Source organism: Marvinbryantia sp. (assembly GCF_047017445.1).
Classification (GTDB): domain Bacteria; phylum Bacillota; class Clostridia; order Lachnospirales; family Lachnospiraceae; genus Marvinbryantia.
In genome coordinates this window covers 127,881-152,917 of record NZ_JBKXTT010000001.1, presented here as the reverse complement: position 1 = coordinate 152,917, position 25,037 = coordinate 127,881, and the positions used below count along the sequence as shown (strand labels likewise).

General features: G+C 53.6%; 16 protein-coding genes. 12 read left to right on the top strand and 4 right to left on the bottom strand.

The annotated features are described in order from the left end of the window. Positions 1 to 22: 22 nt before the first annotated feature. Complete coding sequence (locus ACLU9Q_RS00655; protein ID WP_412624485.1) at positions 23 to 1,405, bottom strand: ISNCY family transposase; 1,383 nt, start codon at positions 1,403 to 1,405, stop codon at positions 23 to 25. 622 nt (positions 1,406 to 2,027) lie between these two features. Here ACLU9Q_RS00655 and ACLU9Q_RS00650 point away from each other — a divergent pair. The 12 genes from ACLU9Q_RS00650 to ACLU9Q_RS00595 all read left to right on the top strand — a co-directional run bounded on the left by ACLU9Q_RS00650 (position 2,028) and on the right by ACLU9Q_RS00595 (position 22,656). Next, complete coding sequence (locus ACLU9Q_RS00650) at positions 2,028 to 4,679, top strand: valine--tRNA ligase (RefSeq protein ID WP_298514651.1); 2,652 nt, start codon at positions 2,028 to 2,030, stop codon at positions 4,677 to 4,679. A 127-nt stretch (positions 4,680 to 4,806) separates the two neighbouring features. After that, positions 4,807 to 8,331, top strand: a complete 3,525-nt coding sequence (locus ACLU9Q_RS00645) for a PD-(D/E)XK nuclease family protein (protein WP_296905876.1) — start codon at positions 4,807 to 4,809, stop codon at positions 8,329 to 8,331. A gap of 48 nt (positions 8,332 to 8,379) precedes the next feature. After that, positions 8,380 to 12,084, top strand: coding sequence for a helicase-exonuclease AddAB subunit AddA (gene addA / locus ACLU9Q_RS00640; RefSeq protein ID WP_298514655.1), 3,705 nt, complete (start codon positions 8,380 to 8,382; stop codon positions 12,082 to 12,084). 12 nt (positions 12,085 to 12,096) lie between these two features. Then, complete coding sequence (locus tag ACLU9Q_RS00635; RefSeq protein WP_296905868.1) at positions 12,097 to 15,057, top strand: GtrA family protein; 2,961 nt, start codon at positions 12,097 to 12,099, stop codon at positions 15,055 to 15,057. A gap of 12 nt (positions 15,058 to 15,069) precedes the next feature. After that, on the top strand, positions 15,070 to 15,972 hold the full coding sequence (gene murB, locus ACLU9Q_RS00630; RefSeq protein WP_296836413.1) for a UDP-N-acetylmuramate dehydrogenase: 903 nt from the start codon (positions 15,070 to 15,072) through the stop codon (positions 15,970 to 15,972). 111 nt (positions 15,973 to 16,083) lie between these two features. Then, positions 16,084 to 16,941 (top strand): RNase adapter RapZ, encoded by an 858-nt coding sequence (gene rapZ / locus ACLU9Q_RS00625; RefSeq protein ID WP_296836410.1) that lies wholly within the window; start codon positions 16,084 to 16,086, stop codon positions 16,939 to 16,941. Between the two features lie 22 nt (positions 16,942 to 16,963). Next, positions 16,964 to 17,944: a DNA-binding protein WhiA gene (gene whiA, locus ACLU9Q_RS00620; RefSeq protein WP_296836405.1), complete on the top strand. Its 981-nt coding sequence runs from the start codon at positions 16,964 to 16,966 to the stop codon at positions 17,942 to 17,944. Beyond that, positions 17,937 to 18,191, top strand: coding sequence for an HPr family phosphocarrier protein (locus ACLU9Q_RS00615; RefSeq protein ID WP_296836402.1), 255 nt, complete (start codon positions 17,937 to 17,939; stop codon positions 18,189 to 18,191). The genes whiA and ACLU9Q_RS00615 overlap by 8 nt, the downstream gene beginning before the upstream one ends. A gap of 190 nt (positions 18,192 to 18,381) precedes the next feature. Beyond that, positions 18,382 to 19,080, top strand: coding sequence for a response regulator transcription factor (locus tag ACLU9Q_RS00610; RefSeq protein ID WP_296836399.1), 699 nt, complete (start codon positions 18,382 to 18,384; stop codon positions 19,078 to 19,080). Further along, entirely contained in the window at positions 19,046 to 20,806 is a 1,761-nt protein-coding gene (locus ACLU9Q_RS00605) for a sensor histidine kinase (protein WP_296836396.1), read from the top strand. The genes ACLU9Q_RS00610 and ACLU9Q_RS00605 overlap by 35 nt, the downstream gene beginning before the upstream one ends. A gap of 50 nt (positions 20,807 to 20,856) precedes the next feature. Then, positions 20,857 to 21,915: a hypothetical protein gene (locus ACLU9Q_RS00600; RefSeq protein ID WP_296836393.1), complete on the top strand. Its 1,059-nt coding sequence runs from the start codon at positions 20,857 to 20,859 to the stop codon at positions 21,913 to 21,915. A gap of 264 nt (positions 21,916 to 22,179) precedes the next feature. Further along, complete coding sequence (locus ACLU9Q_RS00595) at positions 22,180 to 22,656, top strand: Hsp20/alpha crystallin family protein (RefSeq protein WP_296836389.1); 477 nt, start codon at positions 22,180 to 22,182, stop codon at positions 22,654 to 22,656. A gap of 73 nt (positions 22,657 to 22,729) precedes the next feature. Here the strand turns inward: ACLU9Q_RS00595 and ACLU9Q_RS00590 are convergent, their stop codons facing one another. Genes ACLU9Q_RS00590 through ACLU9Q_RS00580 form a run of 3 tightly spaced genes read right to left on the bottom strand, consistent with a single transcriptional unit; the run spans position 22,730 to position 24,937 of the window. Then, positions 22,730 to 23,377: an L-2-amino-thiazoline-4-carboxylic acid hydrolase gene (locus tag ACLU9Q_RS00590; RefSeq protein ID WP_296836386.1), complete on the bottom strand. Its 648-nt coding sequence runs from the start codon at positions 23,375 to 23,377 to the stop codon at positions 22,730 to 22,732. Further along, positions 23,374 to 24,036, bottom strand: coding sequence for an L-2-amino-thiazoline-4-carboxylic acid hydrolase (locus ACLU9Q_RS00585; protein ID WP_296836383.1), 663 nt, complete (start codon positions 24,034 to 24,036; stop codon positions 23,374 to 23,376). Before ACLU9Q_RS00585 ends, ACLU9Q_RS00590 begins: the two co-directional genes overlap by 4 nt. 31 nt (positions 24,037 to 24,067) lie before the next feature. Then, complete coding sequence (locus tag ACLU9Q_RS00580) at positions 24,068 to 24,937, bottom strand: alpha/beta hydrolase (RefSeq protein WP_302592924.1); 870 nt, start codon at positions 24,935 to 24,937, stop codon at positions 24,068 to 24,070. Positions 24,938 to 25,037: the final 100 nt, after the last annotated feature.

Genomic DNA, 25,037 nt, shown 5'->3' with positions numbered 1-25,037 from the left:
TATCATCTTTTTCTGCTGCTTTTTATGCTGGAACGTCATCCATTAGATGGTGCTCCTGTGTCTTTACGAATTTCTGGAAAGTTTTGCTGCGCCAGGGATGGCTCATTGGCGGAATATAATGTCTTTTTGCTTTGGGCGGCTGATAGTCTGCATCCAGATCCCGGGATCTTTCCATATGTTCGGGGATCTCCTCCAGTGCATGGACATCCTTGTCATTGACACAGCAGAAAAGGCTTCCGTCAAAAGCCTGGATAACCATTATTTTTGTGCCTTTGCGGTAATGTACCTGTTTCCCTCTGGCGTCCAGCATCCGGTAATGGCGGTGCCGGAACTGGATCGCATGCCCGCAATCCACGGTCCGTTCTGTCAGGACAGCGAGAACCAGGTTGATTTTTTCATTTTCCGGTTGCGTTTCAAACACAGATTTGATACCATTAAGGGGAAGCGCGAACTTCTCATTGAATTCTTTTATGTATGAGTGGAGGAATTCATTGGCAGCATCTATGGTCGTGATCCCTGCTAATCGTAATTCGATTGGCAGGCGCGACTGTAGTGTCTGGTTGAGGCGTTCTACGCGGCCTTTGGCCTGCGGGACACTGCTGGATTCCAGCTGAACACCAAGCTGCTTGCAGGCATAAGCGAATTGGGTATAGGTATCCTCATCAAGAGATGGGGAGTTTTTCTTTTTATAGGTAAATACCGTACGGCGGTCTGTGAAGATCCTGTAAGGGATGCCGTAGGTGGTCAGGATCTGGTGGAATACGTGATAGTAGCCCTTTAAGGTTTCCTGCGTGTCAAACCAGGCTCCGGTGACCCGGCCGGTAGCATCGTCAATAGCCAGGTGGAGGTGCCATACCTGCCCGGGGATCCATTCATAGGGAGTTGCGTCCATCTGCTGCAGTTCCCCAAAATAAGCACATCTTGGACGTCTTGAATGAGCATCTTCAACCGCTACGAGATTGGTTTGGAGCACAGCGGCTTCTTTCAGGCTGCAGGCACTTTTCTTTTTATCCTGAAGCTCCTTTTCCATACGCTTTTTCTTGGCCTTTGTAACTTTCGGAGAAAGAATATATTTACTTTCCAGGATCTTAGCTACAGAAGAAGGTGAGACGCAGATGTGTTCATGGGCCTCAAGGAGTTCTGAATAATGCTGGAAATTAGCATCAAAATATTTTGTAAGGTAGAGATCGATGATGCGATTGCGGGTCTCGTCAGGGATGCTGGTGGACGGTTTACGTCCCCTATTGCCATGGATAAAGAAAGCCTTTCCTTCTTTGCGGTATCCAGCCAGCATACGGTTGATATGGCGTTTGGTGCAGCCAAGGGTGAGGGCAGCCCTGTCCTTATTCCCATCCGGGTGATCTGCCAGAGATTTGATCACTTCGTATTTTTTCTGTTCATCCATTGTAAGTATTACCTTTCTGATAATGATTTCCTCCAATCTAAAATAGATAGAGGATATTTTACCACATCCGGGACATTTTCATATGTGGTATACTAGGACATTATCATAAATGGCTTATATGATACCGAAGCAGGCAGTAAAATTTCTTGACAAATTTTCAGCTGTCCGCTATGATAAAGGCATTGGAAAAGGTTTTGAGAAAGAGGAGTACGTCCGCGGCGCCATCAGAGAGGATATCCCACCGGCTGAAAGGATATCCGGGAAGGCACGGATGGAAGGTAGCTTTTGAACCGGGATCCGGAAGCCGCGGAGTGAAGGCTCTGTGTGCGGTATGCGAAAACGGGTGTAGCCCAGATTTGCGTGCTGTATGCCAAAAGCATTGCAGAGGCATTGTGCGGTGTGTAGGGATTCACGTCTGATCCGCGTTAAGGAGAATGAGCGATAAATGAAGGTGGTACCGCGTATATACGCCCTTCGCACGAAAGCCGTGCGGAGGGCTTTCGTCGTCTCCTGGAAGTTATTATTTTCAGAAAGAATTTTCGGGCTGGGATTTCCATACAATCCCTTCCCAAATCCTGTGAGACAAAATGCTCCGCCAAACTGTATGAAAAGGAGAATCATCATGAGCAAAGAACTTGCAAAAACCTACGATCCGAAGGGATTGGAGGAAAGACTGTATCAGAAGTGGATGGACAACGGCTACTTCCACGCAAAGGTAAATCCGGACAAGAAGCCGTTCACCATCGTAATGCCGCCGCCAAACGTTACCGGACAGCTTCACATGGGACATGCGCTGGACAACACCATGCAGGATATCCTGATCCGTTTTAAGCGGATGCAGGGCTACGAGGCGCTGTGGCAGCCGGGGACCGACCATGCGGCGATCGCGACCGAGGTAAAGGTCATCGAAAAGCTCAAGGAGCAGGGCATTGACAAGGATGAGATCGGGCGTGAGGAATTTTTAAAGCACGCCTGGGCGTGGAAGGAGGAGTATGGCTCCCGTATCATCAACCAGCTCAAAAAGCTTGGCTCTTCGGCGGACTGGGAGCGTGAGCGCTTCACCATGGACGAGGGCTGTTCCAAAGCGGTAGAAGAGGTTTTTGTTAAACTGTATGAGAAAGGCTACATCTATAAAGGCTCCCGCATCATCAACTGGTGTCCGGTATGCCAGACCTCCATTTCCGACGCCGAGGTGCTGCACGAGGATCAGGAGGGACACTTCTGGCACATCAACTATCCGGTAGTGGGCGAGGAAGGAAAGTTTGTGGAAATCGCGACCACCCGTCCGGAAACGCTGCTCGGCGATACGGCGGTTGCCGTAAACCCGGAGGATGAGCGCTACACGGATCTGATAGGGAAAATGCTGGAGCTGCCGCTGACCGGCAGGCAGATCCCGGTGATTGCCGATGCCTATGTGGATAAAGAATTTGGAACCGGCTGCGTGAAGATCACGCCGGCGCACGATCCGAACGACTTTGAGGTGGGCAAGCGCCATAATCTCGAAGAAATCTGCATCATGAATGACGACGCCACCATCAACGAGCTGGGCGGAAAGTATGCCGGTATGGACCGCTACGAGGCGCGCAGAGCCATCGTGAAGGATCTTGACGAGCTGGGGCTTCTGGTGAAGGTGGCCCCGCACATGCACGCAGTCGGCACGCATGACCGCTGCAAGACGACGGTGGAGCCGATGGTAAAACAGCAGTGGTTCGTGCGCATGGATGAGATGGCAAAGGCGGCGATCAAGGCGCTGGAGGACGGCGAGCTGACTTTCGTGCCGGAGCGCTTCGACAAGACGTATCTGCACTGGCTGGAAAACATCCGCGACTGGTGCATTTCCCGTCAGCTCTGGTGGGGACACCGCATTCCGGCATATTACTGCGACGAGTGCGGAGAGATCGTGGTGAAGAAAGGCGGCGCGCCGGAAAAATGCCCGAAGTGCGGCTGCACCCATCTGACGCAGGATGAGGATACCCTGGATACCTGGTTCTCTTCGGCGCTGTGGCCGTTTTCCACGCTCGGCTGGCCGGAGAAAACGGAAGAAATGGAATACTTCTATCCGACCGACGTGCTGGTAACGGGCTATGATATCATCTTCTTCTGGGTAATCCGCATGGTATTCTCCGGGCTTGAGCAGACCGGAAAAGCGCCGTTCCATCACGTACTGATCCACGGTCTTGTGCGCGACTCTCAGGGACGCAAGATGAGCAAATCTCTCGGAAACGGCATTGATCCGCTGGAGGTGATCGATAAATACGGCGCCGACGCGCTGCGTCTCACACTGATGACCGGAAATGCGCCCGGCAACGATATGCGTTTCTACTGGGAGCGTGTGGAGGCGAGCAGAAATTTCGCAAACAAGATATGGAACGCATCGCGCTTTATCATGATGAATCTGGAGAAGGCAGAGGTTCCGTCCGAAATGCCAAAGGATGCGCTTACGCAGGCGGATAAGTGGATTCTCTCAAAGGTGAACGCGCTGGCAAAAGACGTTACCGACAACATGGAGAAATTCGAGCTTGGCATCGCGGTGCAGAAGGTGTACGACTTCATCTGGGAGGAATTCTGCGACTGGTATATCGAGATGGTAAAACCGCGTCTGTACAGCGACACGGATAACACAAAGGCGGCGGCGCTCTGGACCTTAAAGGCGGTGCTTGGAAACGCCCTGAAGCTTCTGCATCCGTACATGCCGTTTATCACCGAGGAAATTTATTGTACCCTGAATCCGCAGGAGGAATCCATCATGATCGCTTCCTGGCCGGAGTGGACGGACGAATGGGATTTTGCGGCGGAGGAAACCGAGGTAGAGGCAATCAAAGAAGCCGTGCGCGCCATCCGCAATGTGCGCAGCTCCATGAACGTTCCGCCCAGCAGAAAGGCGAAGGTATTCGTAGTTTCCGAAAAAGAGGAAGTGCGCAGCATTTTTGAGGACGGAAAAGTATTCTTTGCGACACTCGGTTATGCGAGCGAGGTCGTTATCCAGGCGGATAAGGCGGGCATCGGAGAGGACGCCGTATCGGCAGTGATTCATGAAGCAGTGCTTTATATGCCGTTTGCCGAGCTGGTGGATATTGAGAAAGAAATAGAGCGTCTGAAAAAAGAAGAAGAGCGCCTGACGAAGGAACTTGCGCGTGTAAACGGAATGCTCGGCAATGAAAAATTTGTGAGCCGCGCTCCGGAGGCGAAAATTGCCGAGGAAAAAGCGAAGCTTGCAAAATACACCGATATGATGAACCAGGTGCAGGAGCGCCTGGCACATCTGACGAAGTAAAGGTATTGCGGCGCAGGAACGAAACAGCCTGCGCAGAAGTGAAGGAAAGGTATCGCGGTGCGCGCCCCGGCAGAATCGGGACAGCCGGCAAAAAAGTGCGGCGCATCGCGGCAGGAAAGGAGAAGCTATGTCACTGCGTCTGATCCTGGGAAGCTCCGGGAGCGGGAAATCCCGCTACATTTACAGCAGCATCATCGAGTCTGCGGTTCAGTCGCCGGAAAAGAAATTTCTGGTGATCGTACCGGAGCAGTTTACCATGCAGACGCAGCGTGAGCTGGTGCGTCTCCACCCGGACGGGGGACTTCTGAATATTGATATTTTAAGCTTTCAGCGTCTCGCCCACCGCATCTTTGAAGAGGTGGGGGCGGATAAGCGCACCGTGCTGGAGGAGCTTGGAAAAACGCTGCTCCTTCGGCGCGCGGCCTCCAGACGGCAGGATGAGCTAAAGGTTTTAAAAGGAAATCTGAAAAAGATGGGATATCTGCAGCAGATGAAATCCATGATCTCGGAGCTGACGCAGTATGATATCGACTCGGAGAAGATGGAGCGGCTTTTGCAGCGGGCGGAGCAAAAGCCGTCCCTCTTTTATAAGCTGAAGGATATCCAGCTTCTCTACGAAGGCTTCCAGGAGGAGCTGGAGGGAAAATACATCACGGCGGAGGAAACGCTGGAGGCGCTCTGCCAGGTGGCGCGCCAGTCTGAGATCCTGAAGGGCTGCGTGGTGGCGCTGGATGGCTTTACCGGTTTCACACCCGTGCAGAATAAGCTTCTGCGAGAGCTTTTTTCGCTGGCGGAGCAGGTATATGTGACGGTGACGATCGACGCAAGAGAGGATTTCTACCGCATCCGCGGCGAGCACGAGCTGTTTTATTTAAGCAAAAAGACTATCCGCGCTCTGACGCACACGGCGCAGGAGGCGTGCTGCAGCATCCTGCCGCCGGTGGTGATGGAGTGGAGGACGCTTCCGCGTTTCGTCAAAAGCCCGGAGCTCGGATTCCTGGAGGCAAGGCTCTTCCGCAGCGGAAGCCGCGCCGCGCAGTGGACGTCACAAGACGCAAATCGGCCGTCAGCAGGAGAGACGCCGCAGGATGCAAAGCAGCAGCCAGCAGAAGCGACTGCGCGGGATGCAAAGCAGCCGCCGGCTGCGGAGTCATCGCAGGACGCGATTTCCCTGCACACGGCGGCAAATCCGGTGCAGGAGGCGCACTTTGCGGCGCGCACCATCCGCGCCCTCCTGCGGGAGGGGTACCGCTTTCAGGATATTGCGGTGATCGTCGGCGATATGGCTTCGTACAGCAGCTACATTCCGCAGGTGTTCGGGGAGTATGGGATCGCATACTTTATGGACAGCACACGGACGGTTTTTTCGAATCCGCTGATCGAATTTCTGCGCGCCGCGCTCGACATGGTGCAGCAGGATTTCACCTGCGCGTCCGTTTTCCGCTATCTGCGGACAGATCTTTGCAAAATTGAGGGAGAAAAGCTCGACATGCTGGAAAATTACGTGCTTGCCGCGGGCGTGCGCGGATTTTCCAGATGGAGAGAGCCTTTCATGCGGACGGTGGATTTTCTGGAGGAGGAGCAGCTTGCGCTCTGCGAGGAGCTGCGCGCCGGGATCATGGAGCCGCTCATTCCGTTTGTGCACTGTCTGCGGACGGGGGAGACGACGGCGAGGGAAAAAACAGAAAGCCTTCACAGGCTGCTCTGCCACTATGAGATCCAGCAGCAGCTCGCGGATATGGAAAAAGGCTTCCGCACGGACGGACAGGCAGAGCTTGAGAAGGAATTTGCGAATATCTATGCTCTTGTGATCGGCATTTTTGATAAGCTGGCGGAGCTTCTCGGCGATGAGCTTCTGACGCTTAAGGAATATACGGAGCTTCTGGAGGCCGGCTTTGAGGAGGCGCGCGTGCGCATGATCCCGCCGTCCGCGGACCGCGTCCAGGTGGGCGATCTGGAGCGCACCCGTCTGACGGACATCAGGGTGTTGTTTTTCCTCGGCTTAAACGACGGCTGGGTTCCGGCGACAGGCGCAGGCGGCGGTCTGCTTTCCGACCTGGAGCGCGAAACGCTGATGGAGAGCAAGGTCGAGCTGGCTCCGACGGCGCGCCAGAACAGCTATATCCAGAAATTTTATCTGTATCTGAATCTGACAAAACCGCAGGAGCGTCTCTATCTCTCCTGCAGCAAGGCGACGATGGACGGCAGTCTTCTGCGCCCGTCCTATGTGATGCGCACGATCGGCAGGCTGTTCCCGGAGCTTTCCGTGCAGGATGAAGATGCTTACGATTCCTTTGCGGATCGCGTGGAGACGCCCCAGAACGCACTTGCCTATCTGCTGGAGGGCTTTGGGACGATCCGGGAGCAGCGTCCCTCCGGCGAGTGGCTGGAGCTTTATAACTGGTACCGCCGCGGCCAGGGAACGGCGGAGCAGGCGCAGAAATTAGTGGAAGCGGCATTTCTCACCTTTGACGGGAGCGGCATCGGACGGCAGGCGGCGCGCGAGCTGTACGGCGAGGTGTTGGTCAACAGTGTAAGCCGTCTGGAAAAGTTCGCTTCCTGCGCCTTTGCGCATTTCCTGCAGTACGGACTGCGCCTGCAGGAGCGCGAAGAATACGTGTTCCGCCCGGTCGACATGGGAAGGGTGTTCCACAGCGCGATCGAGCTGTATTCGCAGAAGGTGGAGGAGAGCGGGTACAACTGGTTCGAAATCCCGGAGGAGGTGCGCGACCGTTTTATCGAGGAGGCAGTCAGCGAGGTGTCCGCGGGATACGGACAGCAGATCCTGCATGACAGCGCGCGCAACGAGGCGATGATCGGGCGCATGAAGCGCATTATGCGCCGCACCGTCTGGGCGCTGCACCGCCAGATCCAGTCCGGGCATTTTTACCCGGCGAATTTTGAGGTCTCTTTCTCGCAGGTGGAGGGTCTGGAGGCGGTGAACATTGCGCTGACGCCGGAGGAAAAAATGAAGCTGCAGGGACGCATTGACCGCATCGACGTCTGTGAGAAGGAAGACCAGGTGTACGTTAAGGTGATCGACTACAAATCGGGAAACACCGCTTTTGATCTGGTGGCGCTGTACTACGGACTGCAGCTTCAGCTTGTGGTCTACTTAAACGCCGCCATGGAGCTGGAAAAACGGGTTCACCCGGACAGGGAGATCGTTCCGGCGGGTATTTTCTATTATCATATGAAGGATCCGCTTCTGGAGACAGACGAAGAGCTGACGCCGGAGGAATTAAACAAAAAGCTTTTGCGTCAGCTCCGTCCGGACGGGCTGGTGAATAAAAATCCGGCGGTATTCCAGGAGATGGATCTGGGAATACAGAAGTCCTCTGATGTGATTCCGGTGAGCGTCAACAAGGACGGGACCCCGTCGAAGCTATCAAAAACGGCGACAGATGAGCAGTTTGCGGCGCTCTCAGGGTTTGTGCACAGGAAGCTGCGCGAGATCGGCAGCGCGATGCTGGAGGGCGAAATCGCCCCGGTGCCGTATCAGAGAAAGCAGCAAAAGGCGTGCGATTATTGTATTTACCGCCCGGTCTGCTGCCTGGACGACAAGATCCCCGGCACGCACACAAAACGGCTGAAGGAATACAGCGAGCAGGAAATCTGGGAGCGGCTGAATGGAGAAGGCGGGCAAAAATAAGCGGCAGATTGTTTTTTGTGAATCTCAATGAGCAGGAGGCGGGAAGATATGAGCGTGAACGTAAAATGGACAGACGACCAGCAGCAGGTGATCGACGCGCGCGGCTGCGACCTGCTGGTATCGGCGGCGGCCGGCTCCGGCAAGACGGCAGTTCTCGTGGAACGTATTTTGTCGATGCTGACGGACCGGGAGCATCCGCGGGATATCGACCGGCTGCTGATCGTGACCTTCACGAATGCGGCGGCAGGGGAGATGAAGGACCGCATTCGCGTGGCGATCGAGCAGAAGATCGAGGGATTCCAGGCGGAGACGGAGGAAGACGAACGCCTTCTGGAGCACCTGCAGCGGCAGGTCTCCCTGCTTTCGAATGCGCAGATCACTACCATCCACAGCTTTTGTCAGTATGTGATCCGCAACCATTTCCATACGATCGACCTCGATCCGGGGCTTCGTGTGGCGGATGAGGGCGAACAGAAGCTGCTGCAGAATGACGTGATGGAGAAGCTGATCGAGGAAGCCTACGCCCAAAAGGACGACAGCTTCCGGCGGATGGCGGAGTGTCTGGCGCCGGGGCGTGACGACACGGCGCTGGCGGAGATCGCCCTCGCGCTCTATCAGTTTTCCATGAGCTTTCCGTTCCCAAGGGAGTGGCTGCGGGAGTGCCGGAGCGCCTATTATCTGACGGAAGAGGATTTTGAAAAGACAATGTGGGTGCAGCAGATGCAGCAGATGTCCGAAAAGATTTTAGAGGACGTGCGTGAGCAGGCAAAGATGGCGCTTGCAGAGGCAGAGAGCATGTACGGCCCCTATACCTACAGTGACGCGCTGCAGGAGGATATACGGCTGATAGATGATATTCTGAAGGCGAAGACCTATTCAGGGCGATGCATTAAGCTGCAGAATATCTCCTGGGCGCGTCTGTCCGCAAAGAAGGATGCTTCCGTCTCGGAGGAAAAGAAGCAGCAGGTAAAGAATATGCGCGACGGCTATAAAAAGGCGGTGGAGGATCTGCGCAGCGAATTTTATTATGCCTCTGCGGAGGAGATCATTGCGGCGATGAAGGAATGCGCGCCCGTCGTCTCCGGCATCACGGAATTTGCGGACCGTTTTGCCGACCGTTACGCCGCGGAAAAGATAAAGAAAAACATGATGGATTTCAACGATCTGGAGCATTTTGCGCTGCAGATCCTCGTGAAGCGCGAAGAAGGCGGGATTTGTCCGACGCCGGTGGCGGAGGATCTCGCCGCCCACTATGAGGAAATCCTGATCGATGAATACCAGGACAGCAACCTGGTGCAGGAAATGATCCTTGGCAGTATTTCAAAAAAATACAGCGGCGGACATAATCTGTTCATGGTGGGAGACGTCAAGCAGAGCATTTACCGTTTCCGTCTGGCGCGTCCGGAGCTTTTCATGGAAAAATATGACACCTACCGCGTTGGAGAAAAGGATGCACCGCAGCGGCGCATCGACCTGCATCAGAACTTTCGCAGCCGCAGTCAGGTGCTTACCTTTGTAAATTTCCTGTTTGAGCAGATGATGGAAAAGCATCTTGGCAATGTGGAGTACGACGACGCGGCGGCGCTCTATCCGGGAGCCAGGTTCGCGCCCGGGGACAACGCGGCTTTCCGGGATACCGAGGTGCTGCTGATCGACGCGGATGCGACAGAGGAGGACGAAAAACCGGAGGAATCGTCGCGGGAACTGGAGGCTGCGGCTGTCGCGCAGCGGATCCGTGAGATCGTGGGAAAGGAGCTTGTGTGGGATAAGGAGCAGGGCGCCTACCGGACGGCGCAGTACGGCGACATCGTTATTTTACTGCGCACCATTCAGGGATGGGCGGAACCGTTTGCGAAGGTGCTGACGGACATGGATATTCCGGCGCATACCGGCTCGCGCACCGGCTATTTTTCCACGACCGAGGTGCAGACGGTGCTTTCGCTTCTTCGCATCATCGACAATCCGCAGCAGGACATTCCGCTGACGGCAGTGCTGCACTCGCCGATCGGCGGGCTTTCCGGCGGCGAGCTTGCCGCCATCCGCAGCGCCCATCCGCGGCTGCCGTTTTACGAGGCGTGTATGCAGGAGGAATCGCTGGCAGACTTTTTTGCGATGCTGGCGGATTTCCGCAGAAGAGCCATCTATACGCCGATCCACGAGCTTTTGTGGTATATTTATGAAAAAACAGGCTATGCCGCTTATGCCGCGGCGATGCCGGGCGGCAGCCAGCGCAGGGCAAACCTTGATATGCTGGTGGAGAAAGCGATCGCCTACGAGAGCGGAAGCTACCGGGGTTTGTACAACTTCGTGCGCTACATTGAAAACCTGCACAGGTACGATGTGGATTTCGGTGAGGCTGCGACCGGGGAGCAGGGAAACGCTGTGCGTATTTTGAGCATCCACAAGAGTAAAGGTCTGGAATTTCCGATCGTGTTTGTCTGCGGAATGGGCAAGCAGATGAACCAGTCGGACGCGCGCGGGAGTGTGGTAATGAATGCGGATTTCGGCATCGGCTGCGACCGGGTGGACCCGGAGCTGCGCACGCGGAGCGCCACGCTTTTAAAGCGCTTTATAAAAAGATATACGGTGCAGGAAAATCTCGGCGAGGAGCTGCGGGTCCTCTATGTGGCGCTTACGCGCGCAAAGGAAAAGCTGATCCTGACGGGAACCGTCACGAAGCTGGAGGATAAGCTCCCAAAGTGGGGGCAGGTCTGCCGGAGAGCAGACGTCGTGCTTCCCTTTACGCAGCGTGCGCACGCGGCGACTTATCTGGACTGGCTGATCCCGTCCCTGCTGCGCAATCAGTGCTTTGCGCCGCTGGCGGAGGAATATGGCATATACCAGGACCACAGGCACCCGTTGTTTTCACGGGAAATTTTCTGCCAGGTAAAAAGGATACAGGTGCAGGAGCTGGTCGGAGCGGAGAAGCAGCGCCAGGAAACGCTTCATATGACAAAGGAAGAGCTGCTGTCACTCTCGCCGGAGGCGGTATTTGATAAGAAAGCGGCCAGGCGGCTTGCAGAAAATCTCTCTTTCTGTTATGCTTACGGGAAGGAGGGAAGGATTCCGGCGAAGGTGAGCGTCTCGGAGCTGAAAAAGTTTGCACAGTTTGACGAGCGCGAGGACGGGGCGGCGCTGTACGAGGAATTGCCGCCGGTTCCGCTGATCCCGGAATTTTTAAAGGAGAAAAGCGAGGTGTCGGGCGCGGCGCGCGGCACCATTTATCATAAATTGATGGAGTGTCTGGATTTTACGCTCTTTGCGGATAACGGCAGACAGGAAAAGCTGCCGGAGCTTTTAAATGCGGAAATCGATCGCCTGCAGCGGGCGGGACACTTAAAGGCGGACGAGGTGGGGCTGATCATCCGCAGAAAAATCATTGCTTTTTTAAAGCATCCGCTGGCGCGCCGGATGGCGCAGGCGGCGGTGCGCGGAGAGCTTTTCCGCGAGCAGCAGTTTGTGCTTTCCGTTCCGGCGGGGGATATCCGTCCGGAGTGGGACGTTGGCAGTCAGGTGCTCATCCAGGGGATCATCGACGCCTATTTTGTCGAGGACGGGCACATTGTGCTGGTCGATTACAAGACGGATTTTGTGAAATCTGAAGAAGCATCTTCCCTCTATCGCAAATATGCGGTACAATTAGACTATTATGAGACCGCGCTGATGCGCCTTACGCATCTTCCGGTCAGTGAAAAGCTGATTTATTCCTTCTGCCTGGACCGCACGCTTGGCGGGAAAGCGGAAGGCAAATGAGGAGTCGAGAGAATGTCGGAATTTATCAAAAAGCTATACTATAACAAGGTCGTGCGTTACATCTTCTTCGGGGGATGCACCACGGGAGTAAACTTTGTCAGTTACTTTATCCTGCGGACGATTTTTTCCGTGGACGTCACAAAGGCAAACTTTTTTTCCATCCTGCTGTCGATTTTATTTGCCTATGCAGTGAATAAGATTTTCGTATTTGAGAGCAGGACGCACGGTGTGCGCGAACTGCTTGCTGAGATGGTAAGCTTTGTCGGGATGCGTGCGATCACCATGTTTATCGAAATCTTCGGCACGGTGCTCTTAAGCAGCGTCTGGGGCATGAATGATATGCTGGCGAAGCTTCTGATCCAGTTTGTGGTGCTGACGCTCAATTTTGTGTTCAGCAAGGTGTTTGTATTTAAGGAGAAAAAGACAGAATACAGCTACCAGGAGCGGCGGATCGCCATGCGCAAAAAGAAGTGCATCGGGATATCCTTTGCGATTCCGGCGGTGACGATGCTGATCGCCTATATCGCCAACGGGGTGTATCCGTTCGGCGACCACGGCGTGCTGATCATTGATTCCCTGCACCAGTACCTGCCGTTTTTCACGGATTTCCAGCAGAAGCTGACAAACAGTGAGTCGCTTCTGTATTCCTTCGGCGGCGGGCTTGGCTATAATATGTGGGCGACGCTTGCCTACTACCTGGCAAGCCCTTTCAATTTCCTGCTGACGGCGGTTTCCATGGAGCACGTTATGGATTTCATGGCGTACCTTATTTTGCTGAAGATCGCCCTCTCAGGGGCGGCGTTTGCCTGGTACCTTTCCGAGCGCGGCGGGGGGAGAGACTACCTGCCGGTTCCGTTTGCCTGCATGTATGCCCTCAGCGCCTTTATGATCGGCTACTATTTTAATATCATGTGGCTGGACAGCGTGATGGTGCTCCCGCTCGTGATGATGGGCATCGAGCGCATCTGCGCGGGAAAGAGCGGAAAGCTGTTTGCGGGCGCCCTGTTTTACGGCGTATACTGCAACTACTATATCGGCTACATGCTGTGCCTGTTTTCCTGCCTGTATTTTCTGGTAAACTGGATCGCGGCGCGGAAGTTTGAAATAAAAAAGTTTTTTGTTTCCGGGCTGCGTTTTGCGTGGTATGCGCTCCTTGGCGGCGGCATGGCGGCGCTGGTGCTGATTCCGGCGTACCTTGCGCTTAGAATGACGGAGTCAGCGGACGGCAGCTTTCCATCAAAAATTAAATTCTACACCGACGGCACCACGCAGTGGACCGGGCATTTTGCGCTGGTCGAGCCGATCAATATTTATGATGATCAGTCGGGCGTTAATATTTACTGCGGCGTGATCATTTTAATTCTGATCATATTATATATTTTAGATAAGGAATTAAGCTTTAAGGAGCGACTGTCGAAGGTCGTGCTGGCGGGGCTGCTGCTTTTAAGCATGAATTTTAATATGCTGAATTTCATCTGGCACGGCTTCCACACGCAGAACGGTCTTCCGAACCGTTTCGCGTTTATTTACATCGGTCTGATCCTGGTGATGGGCTTTGACGCTCTTCGTCATATCCGCAGGCTCGATGTCTGGCGGCTGGCACTGTCCTGGATCATTCCGGTTGCCTTTACCGCATACTGTATGTACGCAAATGTCGGAGAGCGGGAGCGGTATGTTTATGTGACCACGCTTTCGCTGCTCGCAGTGTACGGCATTCTGCTGCTCCTTCTGCAGGGGCTTGCGCGCGGCTTTGCCGTGGTGAAAACCATACTGATCACGCTGATGTCGGCGGAGATGGCCGCTACCGGCATTTACGGCGTCTGCATGAACGGAACCGTCGGCAGAAGCACCTATGTGAATGAGCAGAAGGCGTATCAGACGATGATCGCGCGGCAGGAGGACGGCGACGACGGCTTCTACCGCAGCGAGATCGACAGCCAGCGGATGCGCAATGAAAATATGTTTATGGGCGCAAACGGACTGGTGCTGTTTTCCTCGACGATGCCGGAGGCGACTGTCAATCTGTGCCGCAGTATCGGCATGGAGGCGCGCACAAACAAGACCGGCTACAACGGCGTGACAAAGCTGTTTAACGATGTGTTCGGCGTCCGCTACGTCGTTTCAAAATCGGGCGGCGACACGCTCTATCAGATGGAAAAGGTGGATTATGAGGAACCGCTCACACTCTATAAGAACGAGGGGGCGCTGTCGGTCGGCTTCATGGTTTCCACAGATATCAAAAACTGGGATATCAATGACCGGCTGCCGATGAAGGTACAGGATGATTTCGCTGTGCTTGCGACCGGTGTGGATTTCTTCTACACGCTGCGTGAGGCGTATTCCCTGGAGGAGGGACCGACCTATATCATCCGCCTGCATCCGGGAGAGCAGACATACATTGAATTCACGGAGAATGTGGAGAGCATCACCATCAAGACGCCGCAGTACGAAAAGACCATCAATAATTATACGAAAAACGTCTTTAATCTCGGTACGGTCACAGAGGAGGGCGAGGCGAGCAAGGCGAATATCACCATTAAATATAAGGAAGGAAAGGAGTCGCCGGTGCCGGTGCGCGTCTATACCTGCACGGATGAGGAGTACCAGGCGGTCTATGAGAAGCTGGCGGCAAATCAGCTTGAAAATGTGCAGGAATCCGGCAACCAGCTTTCCGGGACCATCCATGTGGACGAGGCAGGCACGCTGCTCCTGACGATTCCTTATGATGAGGGCTGGAAGGTACTTGTCGACGGCGTTGAGACGGAAACATACCGCGTGGGCGAGGCGCTGATGGGGCTGGATCTGCAGCCGGGCGACCATGAAATTTTCATGACGTTCACCCCGGCGGGACTGTGGCTGGGAAGCATTCTGTCGCTGGTCTGCGTGGCGCTGTTTCTTTTGAGCTGCTACGTGGAGGGCAGACTGCAGGCGCGCGGCGAAAAGAAGGAGCAGCTTGCCCAGGCTGCGGTTTAAAGGGAGGTTTTCATGATTTATCAGAGATTATGCGAGATAGCAGGAGCGGAAAACGTGCGTGAGCAGGAGCCGATGAGCAGGCATACGACCTTTCGCATCGGCGGTCCGGCGGATTACTTTGTGCTGCCGCACAGCCGGGAGGAGCTCGCCGCGGTGATCGATTTCTGCCGGAAGGAGCAGGTGCCGTGGCATATCATCGGCAACGGCAGCAATCTTCTGGTGGGAGATAAGGGTGTGCGCGGAGTGGTCATCCAGCTTTTTAAGAATTTCCAGGATATTTCCATCGAAGGAGAGACGGTGACGCTGCAGGCGGGCGTGATCAATTCGCTGGCGGCAAAGCGCATTCTTGACGCGGAGCTTACCGGGTTTGAATTTGCGGCCGGGATTCCGGGGACCATCGGCGGAGCCGTTGTGATGAACGCCGGAGCCTACGGCGGCGAGATGAAGGATGTCGTTTCCGGTGTTACGGTGCTGGACGAAAACGGGGCGTTTCTTACTCTGGCGAACAGTGAGCTGGAGATGGGCTACCGCACAAGCATCATTGCCCGCAGAGGCTACGTGGTGACGGAGGCGAAGCTTTCCCTGCAGCGCGGCGTGCGCGCGGAAATTGCGGCGCGCATGGAGGAGCTGAAGGAGAGGCGTGTCACAAAGCAGCCGCTCGAATATCCGAGCGCCGGAAGCACCTTTAAGCGCCCGGAGGGGTATTTTGCGGGCAAGCTGATCATGGATGCCGGACTTCGCGGCTTTTCTGTCGGCGGGGCGCAGGTTTCTGAGAAGCACTGCGGGTTTGTTATTAACAAGGGCGGCGCGACGGCGGCGGATGTGATGGCGCTGATGGAAGCGGTGCAGGATACCGTGGAGAAAAAATTTGGCGTCCGCCTGGAGCCGGAGGTAAAGCGGCTCGGGGAATTCTGATGATAAGAAATGAGCAGGCGAATGAGGACTGCGGACAGCAGCATGGATACGGCTACTGTGAACGGAGTGAACAATAACCGGATAAGAGCTGTGAAGAGAGGGAGACGACAGATGAGACTTGTAATCGTGACCGGCATGTCGGGTGCCGGAAAGGTAAGCGCATTGAAAATACTGGAGGATCTGGGATATTACTGTGTGGATAATCTCCCGATCGCGCTGCTGCCGACATTTGTGGATCTGGTGTACACACAGAGCACAGAGATTACAAAGGCGGCGATCGGTATCGACATCCGCAACGGAAACGGGCTGCAGGAGATCGGCGGTCATCTGGAGCAGATGGAGAAATCCGGTTATGCGTATGAGATACTGTTTATGGACGCTTCGGATCAGACGCTGATCAAGCGTTATAAGGAGACGCGGCGCGTGCATCCGATGACGGGCGACCGCCGCATCGATCAGGGCATCGAGGAGGAGCGCAGACAGCTTGCGTTTTTAAAAAAGAAAGCGGATTATATCATCGATACCAGCAAGCTGCTCATCCGCGATCTGGTGCAGAAATTAAATCAGATTTTTGTGCAGAATCAGGAATTTAAAAATATGGTAGTGACGATCCTGTCGTTCGGTTTTAAGTACGGGATTCCGGCGGACGCGGATCTGGTGTTTGACGTGCGTTTTCTGCCCAATCCCTATTATGTGGATGAATTAAAGACGCAGACGGGCAACGATCTGCCGGTGCAGGAGTATGTGATGAACTGCAGTCAGGCGAGCGTATTTCTTGAGAAGCTCACGGATATGGTGAAGTTTCTGATCCCCAACTATGTGCTGGAGGGGAAGAACTGTCTGGTGATCGGCGTGGGCTGTACGGGCGGCAAGCACCGCTCGGTGACGATCGCAAATAAGCTTTACGAACAGCTTGCGGATGAGACGGAGTACGGCGTTAAAATAGAACACAGGGATATCACACGGTAGGAGCTTATGGAGGGGAGAGCGCATGTCTTTTTCCGGAAACATTAAAGAAGAGCTTTCCCGGCAGGTGCCGGGAGCGCGGCACTGCCGGATCGCGGAGATGGCAGCGATCATCAGCCTGTGCGGCGGCGTGTCGGTGTCGGCGAGCGAGCGGTTTTGTCTGAAGGTGCAGACGGAAAATCTTTCTGTTGCAAGAAAGTACTTTACATTATTGAAAAAAACATTTAATATAGTAGTTGAGCTTTCCATCAGGCAAAGCAGGGGGCGAAGCAGGAGCCGTGTGTACACGGTGTACGTGAAAAGACACGAGGATACGGTGCGTATTCTGCAGGCAGTGAAGCTGCTGAAAGGAGACGGGCTGGACTATATGGGAGCGGAGGAAGCGCCCGATATCACGGACAGTCTGGTTATCCAGCAGACCTGCTGCAAACGCGCGTTTTTGCGCGGCGCGTTTTTGGTGGCAGGGTCTGTCAGCGATCCGCAGAAGTTTTACCACCTGGAATTCACGTGTACCAACGAGTACCGTGCCCGGCAGATACAATCTGTGCTGAAAGCGTTCGACCTGGAGGCAAGGATCATCCCACGCAAGAAATATTTTGTGGTATATTTAAAAGAAGGGGACCAGATCGTGGACGCGCTGAATGTTATGGAAGCTCACCAGGCACTCATGGAACTGGAAAATATCCGCATTTTAAAAGATATGCGAAACACGGTCAACCGAAAGGTGAACTGTGAGACCGCCAATATTCACAAGACGGTGAACGCGGCGGTAAAGCAGATTGAGGACATCAAGTATATTCGGGACACCACAGGATTCGGCGATTTATCGGAGAATCTGGCGCAGATGGCAGAGATCCGCTTAGCCAATCCGGACGCGACATTAAAGGAATTAGGTATGCTTTTGACTCCTCAGGTAGGAAAATCCGGTGTGAACCACCGGCTGAGAAAGCTCAGTGAGATAGCCGGTGAACTGAGAGACAATAAGGAGGAGAAACATTATGATTAAAAAACCTATTACGATTCAGATTGCAAATGGGCTGGAAGCAAGACCGGTCGCCCTTCTGGTGCAGGTAGCAAGTCAGTATGACAGCCAGATCCACGTGGAAGTAGAGGGCAAACGTGTAAATGCAAAAAGTATCATGGGCATGATGACGCTTGGGCTTGAAACAGGAGAGAAAATCGTTGTTGAGGCGGAAGGCGCCGATGAGGAGGAAGCGATGAGCAACATCGAAAAATACCTCAGCACGCATTAGTATACAGACCTTACCTTAGCATGTTGATATACATAAAAACAGGAATGAGAGAGAAGAGACACCGGGATATCCCCGATGTCTCTTTTGGTTGCCATGCATCTGAAGAAAGCTGCCGATGGCAACTCCATCAAAACTACATATTTCTGTGGTACACTTGTCAAAAAAGAAAGGTTGCTCGCAGGAGGATAATATGTATCAGATTTTAGTGATTGAGGATGATGAGGATATCCGGAAGATTTTGAAGAATTTCCTGTGCGGGAATGGGTATGGCGTGATCCTGGCGGAGGACGGCGTGGACGGCATCGCAAAATTTCATGAGTGTGCCAGCGACCTCATCCTGCTGGATGTGATGCTGCCGAAGATTGACGGCTTCGGGGTGCTGGAGCTGATCCGCCGGGAATCGGAAATCCCGGTAATACTGCTGACGGCGCTGGAGGAAGAGGCATACCAGATACGAGGGCTGGATCTGAAGGCGGACGATTATATTACAAAGCCCTTTTCCGTGCCGGTGCTGCTGCGAAAGATCGCGGCGGTTTTGCGCCGCTCGCACAGGGACGCCGGAAACGCGGAGATTTTTTATAAAAATCTGCGGCTTGATCCGGCGGGACGACGCGTGTATGTCGCGCAGGAAGCCGGGGAGACCTTAGAGCCGGAGCTGACGCAGAAGGAATTTGAGCTGCTGCATGTGCTGCTTATCAACAAGGGCATTGTGCTGACGCGTCAGAAGCTTCTCAATCTTGTCTGGGGCGATGACTATTTTGGCGAGGAGCGCATCGTTGACACACATATCAAAAATCTGCGAAAAAAGCTTGGAACGAATTACATCAGTACCATAAGAGGGGTGGGATACCGCATTGATAAAGAAGCTAAGAGCAAGTCTGACGATTAAGATTTTTCTGCTTGTCAGCCTGCTTCTGTTGGCTGCAAGCGGCGTAACTTACGCGGCGGTCGTGTGGTTCCTGCCCGCTTTTTATTCAAATGAGCTGGAGAACAGTATCGACCGGCTTTCGCAGGAACTGAAGAAAATTATCGAATCCTTTTCAGGCATCGAAGAGGCTTCCAATGCGATCGCGCTCTTTCAGGGAAATACGCAGACCTCCGTGGCGATCCTGGATGAGGACGGCGCTTACGTCTGGTACTGGGTTGAGGTGGGGACGACGGTGGAAAGCGGCGTTGTCACGGAATATGCGGTTTCGGATGCTGCCTCCTATGCAGCGGAGGATACCGTGGTGGAAGAGGACATTGTTTCGGAGGAGGCATTCTCGACAGATGAAGAAGCCGCAGAGGGAGAGAACGGCACTCTCACAGGCGAGGATGCGGCTGCTGAAGGGGATGCTTTCACAGGCGAGGATGTGGCTGCTGATGGGGACGGTTTCTCAGATGGAGAGATGACGGCCACAGCGGTGGATGGTCAGGAATCGGCCGCAGAAATATTTCCGGGGGAAGGCATGGAGGGGATGGCGGTGAAGTCCTACCCGCTCACAGTTGGCGGAGAATCCTATACCATGTTTGTCACAGGCGGAAAGCAGCAGGTTGACCAGGCGATGGAGATTCTGCGGCAGATTTTTCCGTATATTCTGGCGATCGCGGTCTGCGTGGCGGTGCTGTCTGCTCTGGCGGCGTCTTTTTATCTCACGGCTCCGGTCGTGCGCCTCAGCCGTATTTCACGGAAGATGGCAAAGCTTGATTATTCAGAACGATATACCGGAAAACGCACGGATGAGATCGGCGCTCTCGGACAGGATTTAAACGAGCTGGCGGACAATCTTTCCGGCGCGCTTACGGAGCTGCGGCAGGCGAATGCCAGGCTGAAATCCGATATTGAGCTGGAGCGGGAGCAGGAAAAACGACGGATGGCGTTTTTTTCCGCGGTTTCGCATGAGCTGAAAACGCCGATCACGATTTTGAAGGGACATCTTTCGGGAATGCTGCAGGGCGTCGGAGAATACCGAAACCGGGATTATTATCTGCAGCGGTCACAGGAAACGGCGGAAAAAATGGAGGACATGGTGCAGGAGCTTTTGACGGTATCGCGGATGGAGACGACGCCCTTTACTGTCGCGCAGACAGATCTTGCCGAACAGCTCCGTCTGCAGCTTGCGGAGCTGACAGAACTTTTTGAGACGAAGGAGCTGGAGCTTGTTTTGGACATTCCGGAGCATCTGTATGCAGAGGTCAATGCGTCTCTGATGGAAAAGGTATTCCGCAACCTGCTGACAAACGCGCTGCGCTATACCCCGGCGGGAGAGGGTAATCAGATCCGTCTGCAGCTGCGGCAGCAGGAGAAAAGTATTTTCTTTGATATCGAAAATACCGGAGCACATATCCCGGAAGATGCGCTGCCTCACATCTTTGAAGCATTCTATCGCGTCGAGCAGTCGCGCAGCCGGCAGATGGGCGGGAGCGGGCTTGGGCTTTATATCGTGCGGATGGCGTTGGAGCAGCACGGCGCCAGACAAATCTTTGACGGACATTCCGGGGACGTGGACTGCGCCGGAGAATTTGGCGCGGAAAATACGAAGGATGGGGTGCGTTTTTATTGGCAGCTCCACGAAAAACACACAGAAACTCCAGCAAGACCACAAACAGCGGTGGTATCCTTTTGCTGTAAATAAGAAATGCGCCGCCTGATGGCGCGCGAAAAACAGCAAAGGAGTTGGATATTATGAAGAAGAAAACAGGCATTTTACTGACAGGGGGCGCACTGGCGCTGGCATTGACGGCAGGCAACGTGCAGGCAAAAACGCTGGGGTATGACCTCGGCAATGGAAGTACAGCGTATTATTTTTTAGGCGAGGATGCGAAAATTAAGACACAGACGGAGGAGGCGGTGAATATCGCAGGAGAAGCCGGGCAGACGGCGGAACAGGCTTTTACGGATGCTGCGCTTCTTACAGAGGAGGAACGCGGGAAGAGGCTGGCATGGTACAAGGCCTCCATGCAAGAGGCGGTCGCCTACCTGGAAAAGTATGGAGTATCCTATGACATCCAAAACGACCGGCTGCTCTACAATGGGCAGACTGTGCGCTGGCTGATCGACAAGCAGATTGACAGCAACTGCCAGGCGATCCATATGCCGGAGGGTGAAATTGATCTTTACACGGTGCGCGCGAAGGACTACACGCTTACGGGCGTGCGGACGGCGACGCAGGAAGAGTACGACGAGCGCACGCGCCAGGATGAGCTGGAAGCAAGGCAGCCCTCTGGCACGGAGCAGACTGCGTCGGAAGAAGGCGGGAACGCATTATATGACGGCGTTACCGTGTACAGTGAGCCGGAAGGCGGCGTTCTTTATACCTGGGTGGAAGAGGGGGATAACGTCCATGTCCAGTTAAACGAAAATGCAGAAAAAGAGGAAAGTGCCCTGCAAGCCGAAGATGCAGAAAAAGAGGATGCTCTGCAAACGGTTGCAGAAGAGACAGCAGCAATGGTCTGCGAGGGATCGGAGGGCGCCTGGGCGGATACCGAAGCCGAAAAGAAAAAGGCGGCGGAATACGCTGAAGCGGGCATCACCCGGAGCCAAAATGGGGGCTGGCTGTGGAACGGAAAGGCAATCTATTTTCTGCTCGATGAGGACGGCGGACTTTCCGTAAACAACACCTCCGAGACGGAAAAAGACAAAATCTACATTCTTGTGAAGCGCAGCGAGGACGGCAGCATCAAAGAAGTGAAGCAGGTAACAAGCGAAGAGGTGCTGCAGGCGAAAGCGGGGATGGATGAGTAGATATATTATTCATTTTTTGCAGGAGTGAAAGAAATCGTTAGAATATAAAGTACAGAGAGCAAAACAGCACGCTGTGTTCACAAATATTTCACAAAATTTATTAGCACTCACTCTTGACGAGTGCTAATAAATGTGTTATAACACATATAGAACAAAGGAGAAGGAAAGAAAGGAACCAGAAAAAAGGTTTCTGTTTCTTCCAGATCATCCTCAGTTTCAATTAACAAGATGTTTTTAAATTAGTAGGAAAAGGAGCGATGACTTATGATGACACCTAGTATTTTTGGAGAGAACTTATTTGATGATTTCTTTGATGACTTTTTTGATTTCCCGTCCTTTGACGATAAGGAGATGCGTAAAGCAGAGCGGAAACTCTACGGACGCCATGCGGTGAACATGATGAAGACCGATGTGCAGGAACATGACGACCACTATGAAGTGGATATTGATCTGCCGGGCTTTAAGAAAGACGAACTTTCCCTGGAACTGAAAGACGGTTATCTGGTAATCAGCGCAGCGAAGGGGCTTGACGAGGACGAGAAGGAAAAGAAAACAGGCAGATTCGTCCGCCGGGAGCGTTATGCGGGCAGCATGAGCCGGTCCTTCTATGTCGGCGAGGATGTAAAGCAGGAAGATATCCATGCGAAGTATGAGAGCGGGGTATTGAAGCTGAGCATTCCGAAGGCGGAGACAAGAAAGCCGGAGGTTGAAGAAAAGAAATACATTGCCATCGAGGGATAACGGCACCTCTTAATATATAAAGAAAAACAGGATAGCCTGGAGCTTGGCGCGGTGGAAACCGTCCGGCTCCGGGCTATTTCTGTTTTTCATCCCATTTTGACCCCTTCCTGCACAGATAAAAGTCACAGCAATCTCCGCCCGTGGCCAGTGTTTTCGTTCTGCGGAGTACGCCGCCCATCCAGTCGATAGTCAGGGTATCCAGCACACACAAATAAGGAACCAGCCTGGGCAGTTTTTCCTGCCGTCCCAAAGCGCACAGGCCGCACTGGTGGTAGTTGATAGTATATTCATCTGCATCCCTGCCCAAAAGCACCTCGCAGCTCCAATGGAAAGGGTTGTCCTTTGCGAGGACATTTGTTTTCGCCGCAACGTCGGCACGTTTTTTCTGTGCTTCCAGGGTAAAGGCCGTTTGTGCCTTGCGGTTGTACACCGCTTGAATAAGGGGCGTACACATACTGCGTTCCACCATTTGGCCGAACGTTTCATCCGGCAGTTTCCCATCTGCCGCTTCATAAACAGACAGCCATACCATCCCCGCAGACAGGCACATCCGCAGTGGGTTTTCCTTTATGCCGCCAATATCCGGCGTCCGGGCTGCCAGCTCCCGGTAAATCTTTTTGGCCCGGCGGCGATCCACCGGGATACCCTGACTGGACAGATATCGAAAGCACGGCCCGGCAAAGACCAGCCAAAGGACACTTTCTGTTTTTGTATATTTCATACGGTTCCATCCCTGGCATTTTCTTCCTTAGAAGTTTCACGGTCACCGACAATATAATAGTCACAGTAAGGCCCGCCAGAGGCTATGGTGTATTGCCTGTAAAGCACTCCATGCTGCAAACCGATCATCACTTCGTCCAACTCACATAACAGCGGCATTAGTTCGCTGACGCCAAGCTTTGCGCAACAGGCACAGATAGGGCAGCGGGTGATGCGGTAATAGCAGGCGTTCTCGTGGGGCTTTCCCACAAAATCCACCCTGAAAGACGTTGGGTATTGCTTTTCCCGTTCCGGCGTATACCAATTGACGTATTTCAGGATACTTTTTTGATTGGCTGCTTTTCCCTTGCCTGTATTCAAATCGACCATGGAGAAATACCATTTTACATGGTACAAACTTCTTCGCATCATTTCCTGCACATCTTCCGGCGTGATCCGCTTCCCGCAGGCAAGATAGGGAGCGACAAAGGCCAGCGCAAACAGTTCGTTATAAGCCATAGGGTTACCTTTTCCCAGATCGTCCGCTTCCCGGACGATCCTTTGATAAAGCGAAGAGGCTTCTCTCATCGTTTTTTTCGCAAAATTCTTTCCGTACCGCTCTGTCAGGACCTTTTTCATTGTCCCGCGAAACAGCGCGAAGTACAATCCATTATACTGCACAACCTTTTCTCCTCTCCCTGAAGTTCAACGGCTATTTCTCTATTCTGCAGCGCCTTACCATTTCCGCAGAATTCGGGTAATCTTCCGGTCGATATCCACCCCGCGTGGCTTTGTATTCCTTCGGATGCAGAGACTTCCGGTGCGCTGCCTGTACTTCCTGTGAAAACTGCTCCGGATGCTCCCCCGCCAGCGTACCGTGTCCCATGTTGGGGAATACCTTATAGGTGAAGGCATAGCCCTTATCCTGCCATGCCCTGATATGCTTTGCCAGTTTCTTTTCGGTGGAACTCTGGATGCCGTGCCAGATGTACATATCCGTCCGCTTAAAAAGCTCAAAATCCCGGTGTCGTCCAATCATGCACTTGCCCTGATTGACCCAGCTGTGCCATGTGGCATCTTTGTAGACAATGCGATCAAAGGATGCCTCGCTGCGGTTCATCATCCTGCAGACGATCTTCCTGCGGATGGGGCCTGCCTTTCCGATCAGCCAGTACGCAAAGCCCGTTAAGAAAAAAAGATAGATGTTCTGCAGAAGCGGATTTTTGATATCCGCGTAATCCATAGTGGGCATTCCGTCGGCGATAGTTGTCGTGATGGTGAGCCGTTCATCCGCCAGCACATCCATCAGGACAAAGGTTCCGTAGGACACACCATAGAGAATGTCAATCTTCCCGTCATAGTGCTTCACGATGTAGTCACCCAGCCGTCTGGCTTCCTCCTGCGCAGAATGAAACTTCGTCTCCGGTTCATCAGGATTAAAGCCGTCGTAGGCTGCCAGCACCACATGATAGGTTTTTGCCATTTCCTCTGCCACCGGCAATGCCCCGCGATAGCACACCCCGCCGCCGTGGAGCATCACCATCAGCTCCCGGTGATCTTTGCCAAATTCAAAGTATTTCATCGCCTAGTTGCCTCCCTTGCAAAAGTCCAGCCGCACGATCCGCATTTTCATAAGTATGCCGGAAGTTAGCCATAGCTAACTTAAGAGCATTATAGCACTG

What these genes read in the sequence shown, in the direction of transcription:
- ACLU9Q_RS00615 (WP_296836402.1), top strand. Translation starts at nt 17,937, where the DNA reads ATGATTAAAAAACCTATTACGATTCAGATTGCAAATGGGCTGGAAGCA.
- ACLU9Q_RS00600 (WP_296836393.1), top strand. Translation starts at nt 20,857, where the DNA reads ATGAAGAAGAAAACAGGCATTTTACTGACAGGGGGCGCACTGGCGCTG.
- murB (WP_296836413.1), top strand. Translation starts at nt 15,070, where the DNA reads ATGATTTATCAGAGATTATGCGAGATAGCAGGAGCGGAAAACGTGCGT.
- ACLU9Q_RS00580 (WP_302592924.1), bottom strand. Translation starts at nt 24,937, where the DNA reads ATGAAATACTTTGAATTTGGCAAAGATCACCGGGAGCTGATGGTGATG.
- ACLU9Q_RS00590 (WP_296836386.1), bottom strand. Translation starts at nt 23,377, where the DNA reads ATGAAATATACAAAAACAGAAAGTGTCCTTTGGCTGGTCTTTGCCGGG.
- ACLU9Q_RS00655 (WP_412624485.1), bottom strand. Translation starts at nt 1,405, where the DNA reads ATGGATGAACAGAAAAAATACGAAGTGATCAAATCTCTGGCAGATCAC.
- whiA (WP_296836405.1), top strand. Translation starts at nt 16,964, where the DNA reads ATGTCTTTTTCCGGAAACATTAAAGAAGAGCTTTCCCGGCAGGTGCCG.
- rapZ (WP_296836410.1), top strand. Translation starts at nt 16,084, where the DNA reads ATGAGACTTGTAATCGTGACCGGCATGTCGGGTGCCGGAAAGGTAAGC.
- ACLU9Q_RS00635 (WP_296905868.1), top strand. Translation starts at nt 12,097, where the DNA reads ATGTCGGAATTTATCAAAAAGCTATACTATAACAAGGTCGTGCGTTAC.
- addA (WP_298514655.1), top strand. Translation starts at nt 8,380, where the DNA reads ATGAGCGTGAACGTAAAATGGACAGACGACCAGCAGCAGGTGATCGAC.
- ACLU9Q_RS00645 (WP_296905876.1), top strand. Translation starts at nt 4,807, where the DNA reads ATGTCACTGCGTCTGATCCTGGGAAGCTCCGGGAGCGGGAAATCCCGC.
- ACLU9Q_RS00595 (WP_296836389.1), top strand. Translation starts at nt 22,180, where the DNA reads ATGATGACACCTAGTATTTTTGGAGAGAACTTATTTGATGATTTCTTT.
- ACLU9Q_RS00610 (WP_296836399.1), top strand. Translation starts at nt 18,382, where the DNA reads ATGTATCAGATTTTAGTGATTGAGGATGATGAGGATATCCGGAAGATT.
- ACLU9Q_RS00650 (WP_298514651.1), top strand. Translation starts at nt 2,028, where the DNA reads ATGAGCAAAGAACTTGCAAAAACCTACGATCCGAAGGGATTGGAGGAA.